General features: G+C 68.9%; 13 protein-coding genes. All 13 read right to left on the bottom strand.

What is annotated here, in order from left to right:
- Positions 1-356: 356 nt before the first annotated feature.
- Positions 357-1,271 carry a hypothetical protein gene (locus VGS97_RS23080; RefSeq protein WP_326855722.1) on the bottom strand — a complete coding sequence of 305 codons (915 nt, stop codon included), beginning with the start codon at positions 1,269-1,271 and terminating at the stop codon, positions 357-359.
- Positions 1,272-1,357: 86 nt separating this feature from the next.
- Positions 1,358-3,025, bottom strand: a complete 1,668-nt coding sequence (locus VGS97_RS23085; RefSeq protein WP_326855723.1) for a hypothetical protein — start codon at positions 3,023-3,025, stop codon at positions 1,358-1,360.
- A 75-nt stretch (positions 3,026-3,100) separates the two neighbouring features.
- On the bottom strand, positions 3,101-3,937 hold the full coding sequence (locus VGS97_RS23090) for an SAM-dependent methyltransferase (protein ID WP_326855724.1): 837 nt from the start codon (positions 3,935-3,937) through the stop codon (positions 3,101-3,103).
- A gap of 225 nt (positions 3,938-4,162) precedes the next feature.
- Positions 4,163-4,378, bottom strand: coding sequence for a hypothetical protein (locus tag VGS97_RS23095; protein ID WP_326855725.1), 216 nt, complete (start codon positions 4,376-4,378; stop codon positions 4,163-4,165).
- Positions 4,362-5,072, bottom strand: coding sequence for a hypothetical protein (locus VGS97_RS23100; protein ID WP_326855726.1), 711 nt, complete (start codon positions 5,070-5,072; stop codon positions 4,362-4,364). Before VGS97_RS23100 ends, VGS97_RS23095 begins: the two co-directional genes overlap by 17 nt.
- Complete coding sequence (locus tag VGS97_RS23105) at positions 5,069-6,487, bottom strand: glutamine synthetase family protein (protein WP_326855727.1); 1,419 nt, start codon at positions 6,485-6,487, stop codon at positions 5,069-5,071. Before VGS97_RS23105 ends, VGS97_RS23100 begins: the two co-directional genes overlap by 4 nt.
- 4 nt (positions 6,488-6,491) lie before the next feature.
- The gene (locus VGS97_RS23110) at positions 6,492-8,042 is read right to left on the bottom strand and encodes an amino acid permease (RefSeq protein ID WP_326855728.1); all 1,551 of its coding nucleotides are present in this window, start codon (positions 8,040-8,042) and stop codon (positions 6,492-6,494) included.
- A gap of 154 nt (positions 8,043-8,196) precedes the next feature.
- Positions 8,197-9,387 carry a hypothetical protein gene (locus VGS97_RS23115; protein WP_326855729.1) on the bottom strand — a complete coding sequence of 397 codons (1,191 nt, stop codon included), beginning with the start codon at positions 9,385-9,387 and terminating at the stop codon, positions 8,197-8,199.
- A gap of 388 nt (positions 9,388-9,775) precedes the next feature.
- The gene (locus VGS97_RS23120; RefSeq protein WP_326855730.1) at positions 9,776-11,155 is read right to left on the bottom strand and encodes a serine hydrolase domain-containing protein; all 1,380 of its coding nucleotides are present in this window, start codon (positions 11,153-11,155) and stop codon (positions 9,776-9,778) included.
- Complete coding sequence (locus VGS97_RS23125) at positions 11,152-12,075, bottom strand: aKG-HExxH-type peptide beta-hydroxylase (protein WP_326855731.1); 924 nt, start codon at positions 12,073-12,075, stop codon at positions 11,152-11,154. Before VGS97_RS23125 ends, VGS97_RS23120 begins: the two co-directional genes overlap by 4 nt.
- 95 nt (positions 12,076-12,170) lie before the next feature.
- The gene (locus tag VGS97_RS23130) at positions 12,171-12,329 is read right to left on the bottom strand and encodes a hypothetical protein (protein ID WP_326855732.1); all 159 of its coding nucleotides are present in this window, start codon (positions 12,327-12,329) and stop codon (positions 12,171-12,173) included.
- An 84-nt stretch (positions 12,330-12,413) separates the two neighbouring features.
- A complete protein-coding gene (locus VGS97_RS23135; RefSeq protein ID WP_326855733.1) occupies positions 12,414-13,280 on the bottom strand; it encodes a protein kinase domain-containing protein in 867 nt (288 codons plus the stop codon).
- 4 nt (positions 13,281-13,284) lie between these two features.
- Positions 13,285-13,902, bottom strand: coding sequence for a hypothetical protein (locus VGS97_RS23140; protein ID WP_326855734.1), 618 nt, complete (start codon positions 13,900-13,902; stop codon positions 13,285-13,287).
- Between the last annotated feature and the right edge of the window lie 12 nt (positions 13,903-13,914).

Here is a 13,914-nt window from a genome sequence, read left to right on the forward strand (position 1 = left end):
GTGTGCCGAGCCGATGTGCTCGATATCGCGCGACCTGCGCCGTGAGGACTACAGGATCTGGACGGCCACTGCCCCCGACGCGGTCTTCACGGTGGGCACGTACGCCACCCGAGGAAACTATGAGCCATGGCCTAGTGCGCAAGTCCGCTGACAAGCAGCAGTAAAACCAAAGCTCACAGCGCTACGACCGAGCGAACCCCGCCCGGATGATCAGAGTCAGGTTAGGCGGTCGTGATCCACGTTCTTGATCGTCCGTCACCGGGCGACCTGTGGTGGTCAGAACGAGCAGGGCGCGCAGCAGGGTCGCGGCCAGGCTTGGCGACTTTCACAGTCCATCGCTCAGGTGTTTGAGTAATTCAGAGCACCAGCCAGTCAGTAACGGTGAATGGGCCGGGCTCGATGCGGATGAACATTTGCGCGTCGTCGGCGGGCTGCGCGGCAAGCAGTGCCCGGTCCAACTCCGGGACCATCTCCTCGGATCCGGTCATCGCGACGGTCACAGCGCCGAACTCGCGGGCGACGCCTGCATTTCCGCCGCCGAGATCTAGGTCCCAAACCCCGTCAGGGGAAGGCTCGCAGTTCTGCGGGGTCTGTTGGTCTTGTGCGTCGCCCTCTGCAACCAGCACCGGGGCGCAGGGCTCGTTGCCGGGGGTGACGGTCTCGGCGGCGAGCGCGACCGGCGGCAGCAGCCAGCCCTCGTCTTGGTGGAAAATCGCGGTCAGTATCCCGCTGGATCGGTCGTACTGGTAGGGCTCTTGCACAAGGCCCGATAAATCAACCCTCTGTATTATTTGGCGCGAGGTGATGCCCTGTGCGCGCATCCACTGCGTCGCGCCCACGTGCTGCTGCACCAAGGCGATCGGATGCGCCACGGCCACCGGCAGCACGCCAGCCGCCATTAACAGCGCCGCCATCACGGCGGGGCGGCGGGCGTGCAGGGCGGTGGCGGCCAGCAGCGCGGGCAGCAGGTAGAGCACGAGGGACAGCAGACCGACGCGGAACGGCGCGATGCGCGCGAGCGCGGCGTCGGTGAGGGCGAGCACGGCCAGCGCGATCCACAACGCGAGCACCGCCCGCCACGTTGGGCGCAGAGGCATGCGGCGGCGCAGCAGCAGCGCAGCGACCGTGCCCAACACCGCTCCGACCCCGAGCACACCCCAGCCCACGTCGGCGGACCGAGCGGATGTGCCGTCGTAGGAGCGCTCCAGTAATGCCAGGCCAGTCGCGGCGGGCACGGCAGCGAGCGCGCAGGCCGCACCGAGTACGATCACCCGGCGCGCCCGGACCACGCGCGATCTTGCTGGCGACGGCGCTGCACTCTCCTGCCGGATACCGGGCGTGTCAGTGTTCGTATCTGTCACTGAGGTCGGTCCGGGCTCGCCAGCCCGGCGGACGATGCGGCACCGGGCTGATCCAGATGTGCAGCGCGGTGCGGGTCGGCGTGCAACAGGGCGCGGGCGGCGGCGTCGGCATCGCGGGCCTTGGACTCCAGTCCGGCCGCGCGTAGCACCTGCGAGCGGATGTTCAGGGTGAGCGCTTCGCCGCGTGTGGCGTGCAGTTCGTGCAGCACGCCGCTGGCCAGGTCGAGTTCCAGCAGGGCGCGCTGCGGGTCGCCGTCGGCGGCCAGCGCGCGGGCATGGTGCGCCAGGCAGAGCGCGGCGCCGTACCGGTCGCCGGCTTGGGCCAGTGCGCGGTGGGCGCCGTCGAGCAGTTCGACCGCAGCCTCCGCCTCACCGCGGGATAGGGCGACCAGGCCCCGGCCCTGACGCGCGAGTGCGACGCCTCGCGCGTGCCCGAGCGTGGCGTGCAGCGCTTGGGCGTCGCGGAAACAGGTGTCGGCCTGATCGGTCTGGTCCGCGTCGAGTAGACACCCCCCGAGACTGCTCAGTGCCCAGGCCAGGCCGACGGTGTCCCCGGTGTGCTCGCAGTGCGTTACCGCGCGGCGGCCGTGCCCGTACGCCGCCACAGGGCTGACGGCGCGCGTCGCATCTGCCAGGGCGGTGAGCATCCATCCGGTGGCGCGGTCGCTGTATGCCAGCCGCGCGGCGGCCAGGCCGAGGGTGAGCGCCTCGATCAGCCGCCCGGTGCGGCGGCGCATCCACAGCGGCCACAGGCAGTACGCCAGGTCGCATACCAGGGCGTAGCGCTGGTCGGCGAAGGCGAACCGCACCGTGTCCAGGTACACCTGCGCCCGCGCGTCCACCCACTGTGCAGCCGCCTGCCCGTCCGGCGGGAAGGGCGGCGCGGGGGCGGGTATGCGCAGCTGTTCGCGCTCCCAAAGCGGCGGGCGGCCCGGGGCGATCAGGCGTGCAGCCGCATCGGCGGCGTCGCGCAGGAACGCCAGCAGCCGGTCGAGTCCGGCGGCGTCCAGTTCGCGCTGCTCAGCGTCGCTCGCCTCGGACTTAATGCGAGCGTGCAGGAGGGCGTGCGGGCTCAGGGCGAACCCGTCGCCGGCCTGGTCGAGCAGACCGCAGCCCACCAGCTGCTTGGGCAGGCGCTCGGCGGCGGGCGCGTCGAGGTCGATCAGTACGGCGAGGGTGTCGGTGTCGAACTGGTTGATCGGGCAAGCGCCCAGCTGCCGGTAGAGCGCGGCGGCCGGTCCGGGCAACGCATCGTACGCGGCATCCCGCTCGCGCGGGGTCATCGCAGTTGTGTGCTGGTCATCTCCCGCGTCGAACGCCGGACGGCCGGTGCCAGCGAGGACCTGCTCGCGTCTGACGCGCAGCTTGTGCTGCCAGGCGCGCACGGCCCTGCGCCGGGAGAAGGTAGTTGTTCCCGAGAACACGCGCAGGTAGAGCACGCGCTCGGGCGGCAATAGCTCGGCAAGCTCGAAGGCCGTAGGGCGCAAGAGGCCAGATGCCTGATCGTGGCCGGGCGTCGGGCGTCTGTGGCGCTGCGCGCGGGCGATGGCGAGTATCGCCTCAGTGGAGAAGGGCACGTGATCGCGTTCCAGGAACGCCAATGCGCCCCGGTGCGCGCGGGCGCGCTGTCGCTCCACCCGCGATGCAGGTCCGGGGGTATCCATCCGCAGCCTCCTCAGGCGCCGTGGTGATCGAATTAATGTGTACAAATGCAGGTTCGTGGTCTACAGGGTCACCGGTCAGGGTTTGCGGGCGACGGCGCTGTAGCCCCAGTTCAGGCCAGGATCTTCGGTGGGGTCTTCATCGGGGCGCCACCAGGGTTGGGCGACCAGGCCGGGCTCCAGCAACTCCAGGCCGTCGAAGAACCGTGCGATCTGCGCCGGGGTGCGCAGGGTGATCGGTATTCCGGCGTCGTGGTAGTGCTCTGCCGCAGCGCGCGCGAGGTGGCTTTGGCCTTCGGCGGTGGCGTGCGAGAGCACCAGGGCACTTCCCGGCGCCAGAGCATTGATTAGGGTCTTGATCTGGTCGGCGGGGTGGTCGTGGTCTGCGAGGAAATGCACGACGAAACCGAGCAGCAGCCCCACCGGGTGGTCCAGGTCCAACACGGAGCGCAAGGCAGGGTGATCCAGGATCGCCGCCGGTTCGCGCAGGTCCGCCTCGATCACCGCCGTGCGCTGAGGTTGCGGTCCGCGCAGTCGCGCGGCGGCGTGGGTGAGCACCACCGGGTTGTTGTCCGCCAGCACCACGCGCGCGCCGGGGCACAGGGCGTGGATAGTCTCGGCGGGGTGCTCATGGTCGGGCAGGCCGGTGCCGACGTCCAGGAACTGCTCGATGCCATCCGCGACCAGCGTGTGCACGGCACGGCGCAGGAAGGCGCGGTTGGCGGCGGCGATCTGCCGCATCTGCGGGAAGTCGGCCAGCACCGCCTCGGCCGCGTCCCGGTCGATCTGGTAGTTGTCCTTGCCCGAAAGCAGGTAATCCTCGACGCGGGCCGCGTGAGGGTGGGCGGTGTCGATCCGCTCGACCGGCCAGCCGACCGGCAGCGGCGGCGGGTCCAGCATCGTCAATGTGCTCATGTGTGAAGGTCTTTCTGTTCGGTGCCGCATGGCGCCTCGCCGCAGCGAGGGTTGGGCGTCGCCCCACCCCGGGGTGCGGGGGACACGGTGGGGGCGGGGCGACGCGGGCCCGGCCGGGCGCACGGCGGGACGCCTCGGCGGGGCCGTTCCGTCCGGTCCGGCGTGCTCTGCCAAGGGGGTGGCGAGCTGCGCCGTCGGTCGCCCGGACGGAATATCAGGAGCCTGTCACGGTGCGCGGGCTGGACTGGCGGACAGAGATTTTGCGTCGATGGCGAGCGCGTGTCCGGCGTGTGCCGGCGCCGGAGCGGGGTCCAGGTGTAGCGAGGAGATCAACGGTCGCCACACCAGCGCGGCGATCACGGCGACCAACGCGAGGCCGATCGCGAGCGCGACCACGATCAGGCGGAGGACCGGGCGGCGTTGCTCAGGCTGCCTGGCCATGGCGCACCTCCTGCCCCGCCCGTGCGATCCCGGAGATCTGTGGGTGGCCGGTGCGCTCGTTCGACACCGGGCGCGTCGGCCGAGCATCTGCGTTCGCCTGCGCGCGCCCGTGGTGGATCCGGTGCAGGTGCGCGTAGAGCGCACCGGTCAGTGCCGCGTCCATCGCGGTGCGCGTGGACCGGGGCGCGGTGGTCACTCCCAACTGAGCGGCGAGACTAGGCAGATTGGGCGGGCACCGCTCGCCGAGTAGCCGTCGGGCGAGCACGGTGATATCTACCAGGTGCGCCGCGTTCAGGGCTGGGCATGCGCCCGCGTGCCGGGCGATCACCGCGCCCAAGGCCGGCGCCTGGTGAGTGACAAGGAGGTAGGGCGGCGCGGTCAGATAGCCTTCCAATACGGTGAGCGCGACCGCGACCGGTGTCCGTTCTCGCACCTGGTCGAGCGGCAGGCAGCAACGTTCACCAATCAGCGCGGCGGACATCCCGGCGTGCAGTACGCAGTGCAAGCTGCCGACGAGGGTGTACCGCTCACCGGCGGGGCGCAGCGCGACCGCAGCCAAGTCGACGCGGTGGTCCAGCCCGCCGTCGGGGACCTCAAACGCGACCGCGAGCAGCGTGGCGACGGCAGGATCTGGGTTCTGCCGCGCCGATGACTGAGTGTGCGGCGGGACTCTGGTGGTGTTCAGGGCGTTCATGCGCGGGCGAACCCCCGCTCGCGCTCCAGGTCGCTGACCCGCCTCCGGTGGTACTCGGCCTCGTGCCACGCGGCCCGCACGTAGTGCGCGACCACATCCACACCGAGCAGCTCGGCGGCGAGTGCGGAATCCTGCATCCGGGCTGCGGCCTCGGGCAGCGTGCGCGGCAGGAACGTGGCGTGCGGATCGTCGTAGGCACTGGCGGCGACGGGGTGCTCGTCCAGCGGCAGCTTCTGCTCGGTGCCGTAAGCCACCGCCGCGATCAGGGCGGCGGCGGCCAGGTGTGGTTGCGCGTCGGCCCCGGGGATGCGGCACTCGATCCGCCCGCTCTCCCCGGCGCCCAAGACGCGCAGGGCGCAGGTGCGGTTGTCGTAGCCCCAGCTCAGGGTGGTGGGGGCGAAAAGCGGCGCGGTGTCTGTGTGCAGGCGCTTGTACGCGTTGACGCTCGGCAGCATCAGGACGGCCAGCTGGTCGAGCGCGGCCAGGCACCCCGCGACGGCGTGCTGTCCCAGATCGGTGAGCCGTCCGTGAGCGTCGACCAGAAGGCTGCGCTCCTGGTCATCGAGGAGGGAGAGGTGCAGGTGGCAGGAGTTGCCGTCACGGCCGGTGAACGGCTTGGCCATGAACGTCAGCGCCATCCCGGCGTGCTCGGCGGCGTGGTGGGCCAGCAGCTTGTAGACCGCGTGCTGGTCGGCCGCCGCCATCGGCTCGCCGTGCCGGAAGGTGACCTCCAGCTGCCCCGCGCCGGCCTCGGTTTTGATTCCCTCCAGCGGCAGCCCAGTGGCGTACGCGGTCTCTCGGATCCGCTCGATCAGGGCGGTGAGCCGTGCCGGGTGGGTCAGGGCGTAGTCGGTGTTGTGGTCGGCGGCCGGGGGCAGGTCGCGCCAGCCCCGCCGGGCCGCGTCGCCGTAGGAGGTGTCGTAGACCATGGCCTCGGACTCGACCCCCAGCGAGGCGGTCAGGCCGAGGTCGGCGAGGCGGTGCAGTTGGCGGGCGAGCACCGCGCGCGGTGCCACGGGGATCGGGCGGCCCTGGCGGTCGCACGGGTCGGCCAGCACCAGTGCGGTGCGCGGGGCCCATCCGGCGGTGCGCAGCGTAGCCGCGTCGGTGCGCAGCCACAGGTCTCCGGCGCCGTGCTCCCAGCCGCCGAACGCGAACCCGGGCAGTACCCGCATATCCGGGTCCGTGGTCAGCAGGTACGCGGCGGCGCGTGTGCCGCTCTCCAGCACGTGCGCGGCGAAGTACCCGGCGTCGTACGCCTTGCCGCGCAGCAGACCGCTCGGGCCCGGCACGGCCACCAGCACAGTGTCGATCTGACCGCTGCCGGTCCTCTCCAGCAGTTCGTCGGTGCTCAGGATCCCGCGCGGCGTGGCACCGGTGTCGTTTTCCGGCTGCGCGATGCTCGTCGTGGACATCGCGTCAGACCATCTCGTCCTGGATCCCGGCGGCCTGCGCCGCGCTCATGGTGGAGATCGGCGCGGCATAGGTGCGGCGCCGGCCCCACCACCACAGCTGCTCGATCACCAGGGTGCCGAGCAGTGCGATCCCGGCGTAGGGGAAGTTCTTGTGCGTGATCGGGCTGGCCTGCGGGGCGACCACGACCAGGCACGCGACCGTGATCCACACCAGGGCGATCCGCGCGAACCAGGGCCCCGCCGCGCCGCGGTTCCACGGGCCGGGGACGAACCGGTCGTCGCGGTGGCGCAGCCGCAGGTAGATCGGCACCGCGTAGGCCGGCAGGAGCCCGATCACGTTGATCGACACGACGTTGTTCAGCACCGTGCTGCCCCACAGCCCCGGCAGCGTCAGCGCGAACCCGAGCGCGACGGAGAGCCACACCGCGTTCACCGGCACCCGCGTACGAGACGAGACCTGGCTCCACCAGCGGTGCCCGGGAAACGCCTTGTTGCGCCCCGAGAACGCGAACACCTGCCGAGATGCGGCCGTGACGACAGCGACCCCGCAGAACACCTGCGCGCCGAACGCGACCACGAGCGCGATCTGCCCCCAGGTCGATCCCAGAGCGTCGAGGAAGATCTGCGCCGCCGCCCCCAGACTGGAGCCAAGTTCGGCGTTGTAGTCGCCGATCGCGAACAACAGTGCGCCGATCAGCACCACTCCTGCGACGGCGGAGACCCAGATCGCGCGCAGGATCGCCCCGGGCACCGTGTCTGCGGCCGAGCGGGTCTCCTCGCTCAGATGCGCGGCCAGGTCGTACCCGCAGTACACGTACGCCCCGCAGTTGAGCACCAGCGCGGTGGCGTACAACCCACCCCAGGACGCGTTGAACCCGGTCTCGTTGACCAGGTGCCCGAGCACGAACGCGACGTTCTGGTGATGCGCCGGCCGCAGAAACAGCGCCGCGGCGATGAAGACGGTGCCGCCCAGCAGCCACAGCGCCGACGCTTTGTTGACGATTCCGATGCGGCCGATGTCCAGCATGTTCACCAGGCCGTAGAGCGCCAACAGTCCGGCGGTGATCCACAGCGTGCGCGTCGGGCTCGTCGAGTACGACGGCCAGTGCAGCGCGATCAACGCCTGCAACGAGATCGCCCCGCCGTACGCGACGGAAGCGACGCCGCCGAGCAGACCCAGGAAGTTGAGCCAGCCGACCCGGTGCGACCAGCGCGGCGCCCGCTTCGGCGAAGCCAGGTCCGAGGTCCACTGGTAGAGCGCGGCGGCCGTGGGCATCGAGGAGGCCAGCTCCGCCATGCACACCCCGACCACCAGCGTGAACGCGGAGACCACGATCCACCCCCAGAACAGCGCCGCAGGTCCGCCGGCGGCCATCCCGGTAGCCAGGGTGCCGACCACCCCGGTGATCACGCTGATGATGTTGAACGGGGCGGTCCAGGCCGCGAACCACGATTGACGGCGGGCCAGCACCGGTGTGATGCCGAAACGCTCGCGTAGCTCCCGGTCCTCGTCCGCGGGGGTGCGCGGATGCGGCAGCGCATGGGATGCAGACACAGGGATCTCCTTCGCATATCAGGGCGAAACGTCGTGCCGTGGGCATGAAAGGGGCCGCGCCGCCGGTGCGGCGACCACAACAAGGCGGCAGCGGCGCGGCCCGGGTTGGTCCCGTGCGCGCCACGGAGTTCGCGCGCACGGGACGACTGAGGGGTTATCCGGACAGCTCGCGCCGTTCCCATCCGCTTAGCCGCCGCGGGGCCGGTACGTGCAGTGCGCGGGCCGCCTCGATGAAACCGGCCGCCCCGTCCTGCTGCGGATCGGTCACGGACCATGGATACGGTGCTGTGTACGGGCGCATCGCCTCGATCACCGCCCCCGCGAAAGTGCGCTCACCCGCCATGTACAGGGCGTGCGCCAGCAGCGAGCAGTCCGTCACCGGCAGCGGCCCGCCGCCCTTGCGCAACGGCAGGAACCAGTCGAAGTATGCGTTCACGCACACCCGCTTCTCCGTCCACACCACCCGCTCGGCCTCATCATCTTGCTGAGCTGCGCGATAGGCCTCCACCCGCGCGCTCAGCGGCAACAGCTGCAACGGATCATCGTCCGGGGCGGCCAGCACCACGAATGTCGCGAACTGCGTCATCGCGCGCGCCGAGCCGCCGCAGCGGGGAGAGAGGCATTCAAGCATTCGGTGGTGCCCCTCACGGCTGCGCGGATCACGCGCCCAAACCTCCAGCATCAGCTCCCACGGCCCCCGCGCGCTGATCAGCCCCAGCTGCTCCGCAGCAACCTCCACCCGGTTATGCGCGGCCCGCGACGGTGGCGGCCAGTGCTGATCGTGACCGCCCAAACCGCGGGCCACCCGCCGCCGCCAGCGCGCGTCCAGATGATCCGGGTGCTCGCGCGGCCCTAACGGTTCATGCCGCGCCCAATACGCGGCCCAACCCTCCCGCACCGTCACTCGTGGAAAGACACCAAGCCGTGCCAGCATCAACAGCGCCACCCATGGCGTGGGATCCGCCGGGAACGCCGCCGCCGCCTCGCTGCACGCCCGCACAGCCAACTGCGTCCAGGCATCTCGCACGCGCAACGAGCGCAGCGCCAGCACCACCGCCGTACGCGCCCACAGCAGCACCGCGTCCGGATCCTCCGGCGCCTCGCGCAACCAATGCCGCGCCGCCTCGCCCTCCCCGGCCGCCGCGACCGACGCCATCACCATCGAGCGCCGCGCACGGGTAGCGAAGTCCTCCCGCGTAGCCACCAACGCCTCCCGGGCCAGGCCGAACCGCCCGGCCTCCAGATCCCGGCACGCCGCCGCCAACTGCTCGTCGGCGCTTGCCGGATCCCACACCCATCCGGACCGCCCGGTCGACAACGCACCAATCACCGCCACGCCGGCCACCCCGGCCGCTCGACGCCAGTAGGCCGCACGGGTGCTGCGGTCTCCCCGCTCGGGCCTATCCGCTGTGCGGTCATCACATTTCCTCTCTCCGGTCTGCGCACGGCGTGCGCCGCCCCACGAAGCCGCCGGGCACGCAGCGAGCCAGAGGAAGTCAGCGAATCAGAAATCAAAGATGCATAACGGGGTGCGAACATATGGAATATGCGCGTGCAGTTCACACCCCGTGTGAAAACGAATTCGCTACCGTCGAACCACGAAGCGTGACCAACAGCGCTCTGTCGTGGGAAGGCGCCGCTTAGCGGTATACAGGCGTCGCAGGCTAAACACCTGAGCGACACAGTTGCACTGAGGCCTGTCGTCCTAGGTGCTAGCCGACTCACGATGCAGTTCATGACGCACCGGGAGCCGTGGGTCGGCTGATGGCTAGTTCCGCGTCGCGCTCTACATGTGGACTGCTTGTCAGATCCGCCGCGAGGCGCGTGTAGCGGATCCGCGGTGCTCGGTCGAGATCCAGCATGAAGCTGCTGATTGCGTCGCCGTCGCCCGTCGCCGGATCGAGTGTGAGGACGAAACCAGGCCCGCAGAATGCCTTTCCGGTCGTTCCGAGCGGCGTGAGGAGGTCACGGGTGCCGCGCCGAACCAGTGCTAGGTCCTTGCCGATCTTAAGCAGCTGAACGCGTCCAGGCACGTCGCTGGCGGCGAAGACACCTAGCTGTGTGTCCCCTGATTCACTTCGCCGTGTGCTCGGTTGCGTTTCACGTTCGCGAGCTGAGATCGGCGTTCCCCGCTCAAGGGCGATTCGCAACGCGTCGCTCGCGCATTGTGGCGGAACGGCCAACCGTCTGATCTCGGAGATAAGCCTCTCCGCAGGAGTCCAGGAAGCGTTAGCCACGCAGAGGATCGCCGCGCCGTCACGTCCGAGGATGGTGGATGCCGAGAACCCGTGCTCATGGCCGTTGTGGAATACCGACTGGGCGGGTTTGCTCGTCGCATACAGGCCAGGGCCGTAGGCGAACTCGGCGCGGTCGGCTGGAACATACGCAAACACTTCGCCGAAGGGCAGGTGTTCGCTCTCGCCGCTGACCCATAGCTGATGCAGGTTGAGCAGCCATCTCATGAGGTCCCGGGTGGAAGTCCACAGCGATCCGGGGCCAGCGAGGGCGACGGGCCGTGTCGCCTTGCGCACCTGGCCATTGCTGTTCTCGTATGAGGCGGCGGCGTGCAGGATCAGCGTTCGCTGGTCGTCGATGAACTGGGTATCTGCCATGCCGAGCGGAGTGAAGATCTCGTCGGCGGCGAGCCGCGCCAGGGGCGTACCGCATGTGATTTCCAGCAGCTTTGCGAGCAGGAGATAGTGCGTGTTGCTGTAGAGGAACTGCTCGCGGGGCACTGCGCGTGCTTGCTGCCGGTATGCCAGATTCAGCAGGTCATCGGCCGTGTAGTGATCAAGGTCTCGGTAGCCACACAGCGAGAGCAGCGTCTCGGCGTCACGGAAGCCGGCGGTGTGCGTGATCAGTTCGCCGACCGTGACGTCATCGATCTGGACTCGAGGCAGGTAGCGTCGGATGTTCGCACCGAGGTCGAGGACGCGCGCGTGATGCATGCGGATCGCCAGGTACGCGGTTATCTGCTTTGCGACGGAACCGACATTGAACACGGTCGACGCGCTCGCTGGGACTTCGTGTTCGAGGATCGCGTTGCCGTGCTCGGCGTAGGTTTCGTGACCGTCCGGATTGCGCATGGCGATGGCGATGGCGGATTCAGTCATAGGGATCGCGCTGCCTGGTGGACGGCCGCGAGGGTTTCACGCAGCTCGGGATCGTAGATCAGCTCCTGTGCCATCGAGTGCTCGCGGTCGGTTCCCGCCAGGAGCGATCGTTGCTGATCCAGGTAGGCGCTAAGGAATGTCGCCACGCGACCGATGGCCGATTCCAAGATCGTGGCGGTGAAGATCATGGTCAGGGGGAAGGCCCAGCAGGCGTGGAGGAACCCAAAAGGCGAACGCGACTGTTGCTTCCATGGCGAGTAGAACAAGGGAGAGTCGGAGATCTCGACCCCTCGGGCGGAGAGTACTGAGTTGAGCCAGTTGTGGCCGGCCTCGTGGATGAGATCGCGGGTCAGGACGAGAGGTTCGTCGGCATGGTCAGTGAAGACGGTGCCGGGCAGCCGCGTGATCGACCAGCTGGCCATAGTCGTGCCGAGCGGTCGCCGCCGCAGGAGGCAGATGATGGCGGCGTGGTGCCGCACGAGGGCGCCGAACCCAGTCTCGTCTGCAGCGGACAGGGCCGAATCCACCAGATGCAGCAGATCGTGCGAGGCAGGCTCACTGTCGGGCCCGAGCAGATAGAACGGTGCATCGGAGATCCCTGATTCGTCCAGTTGCTTTGGATCGATCGCCGGAGCTAGGTGGTAGGGGTGCTCGCTGGCCGTTCGCAAGTCGTCGAAGTCGTGGGAACTGCGTGACCTGTACCAGGCGAGCGTGTCCGCCTTGCCGGCGCGCGCCGCGCGCTCGGCACCTTCGAGCAGGTGATGGGCGATCGCGAACTCCAGTGCGGTCCCTGAGATGCCCGCGGCGTTCGTTGATTGAGTTGAAGGCTTGCGAAGCACCTGGTGCAGCTTGTCCAACCGCGCCTCCCGCCACCGGTCGACGTCGTGGGTGGCGAAGGCGATGAGGTCCAGAGTGTCCACGACGCTCCTCCTGGTGTCGTGCGCCATCCGGCGCCGTGGTGGTGGCGCCGGATGACACGGCTCTTGATCACTGATGCGGGCGGTAAGGCGCAGCGTCAGCTCGCGGCTGCGGTGACCTGCGTGTCCTCGGTGTCGACGATCCAGCCCTCGGCGGAGACGCTGGAGGTATGGGCGGTCGTGCGGACCGTCTCGTCGTCGCCGCGTAGGTCGTCCACGGCCGCGAGGAAGTCCTCAATCTCGGTGTTCTCGGGCACTTCGGTTCCTCCTGATGTCGGTTCGGGTGGTTGCTGAGCGATGGCGTCTGGGCGGCGCTCTACTCCGGTGACTCATTCGGACCCTCACTGCTCGCAGCTCTCAGCCGCCTCGTAGAGCGCTTCGGCTATTTCCGCAGCGACGGGGCGCATGCCCGGGTCATGCCGCAAGGCGGCCGGGACGAGTTGGCGTAGAGATGACGGAAGCTTCGGGATGTCACGCTTGCCGTCAAGTCGAGGCAGGTCGCCGATGAGGAAGCGGAAAACAAGAACAGCGAGGCTGAAGACGTCGGCGGCAGCAGCGGCCGAGTCGTACGCCGTCGCGTATTCGGGAGGCCAGTGCGGTTCCGGCGCCCGAGTTCGCGGCCCGCGGGGTGTACCGATCCGCCGGGCGGCACCGAGATCGGTGAGCAGACCGCGCCCGCCGTGTATCAGGATGTTCTCCTGATACACATCGCGGTGCACGATGCCATGCGTGTGAAGCGCAGCGATGCCATAGGCGATGTCGCCGAGAACGCGAAGTCCGATGGCGCGGTCTTTAGAGTCTCCGAGATAGGGACGGAAGTTGCCGCCATCGCACAGCGGCATGGCGTACCAGTCGAAGTGCTCGCTAGTGCCGTGCTCGACGGCTGGGACGATGTGCTCGATTGAGGTCGCGGCGATCGTAAGGTCACGCTCATATCGGAAGTCGTCGCGTGAAAGCGCCCGCTCGGCGTCAGTGAGCTGCTGATACCAGTAGAAGCCGTAGGCGGCCGGGCGTTGTTCGACACTGAGCTGGTGCAGGACATGGTTGCTGCCGAAACCCACCTTGACCACGAGCGGCGTCGAGGACCCTCGACTGGCGGCCATCAGTGTGCTTGACCTGGTGAAAGCCAGCAGGTCGTGGACTATCCAGCCCTCGGCACGCAGTTCTTCAACCACCCATGCCGCAGGGTGCATTGGATCGAGATGCATGGCGTCACCCACCCGCCGAGACGCCGCCGAGCAGCGTGAGGCACTGGGATGCGATCCGATCGAGATCGGCGCTGGTACGGCAGACGTGGCGCAGTACCGTCTTCCCGGTCACCCGGGTCCATGCCTCAGCGGCCTCCTCGAAGAGCAGCCCGAGCCTCGTCGCGTGGCCGGGTTCCTCGGTGAATCTGCGCGGGCTCTCGCGCTTCCACAGCCGCGCGAGACACACATGAGCCGGAGTGGTCAGCAGCACCGTGATGTCGGGATGGACGGCTGCGTCGGCCGCCAACTGCTTGACGTAGTAGCCGACGGAGCGGCGGTTGACCAATGCAAGCAAGCATGCTGTCGAGATCAGCCAGCGATCTGCGATGACCTGGCCGATGAGCCGGGCGGGTTGGAGATTGAAGTCGAGGTGCAGCGCAAGATCACGGCGGGCGCAGGCTAGTCCGCCAGGCTGACGCCGACCGGAACGCAGGGCGACAAGGGTTCGGGTGGCGCTGGGGTCTAGCCAGGAAAACTGTCCTACGTCAACCGCGGGAATCCCGCTGGAGCGCGTCTCGGAGAGCAGCCGGTCGCGTACGGTGCTCTTGCCGGCTCCGGCTATCCCTTCCAGAGCGATGAGCATGGTTCCTCCGAC

Source organism: Actinocrinis sp., from assembly GCF_035946395.1.
Lineage (GTDB): Bacteria > Actinomycetota > Actinomycetes > Streptomycetales > Catenulisporaceae > Actinocrinis.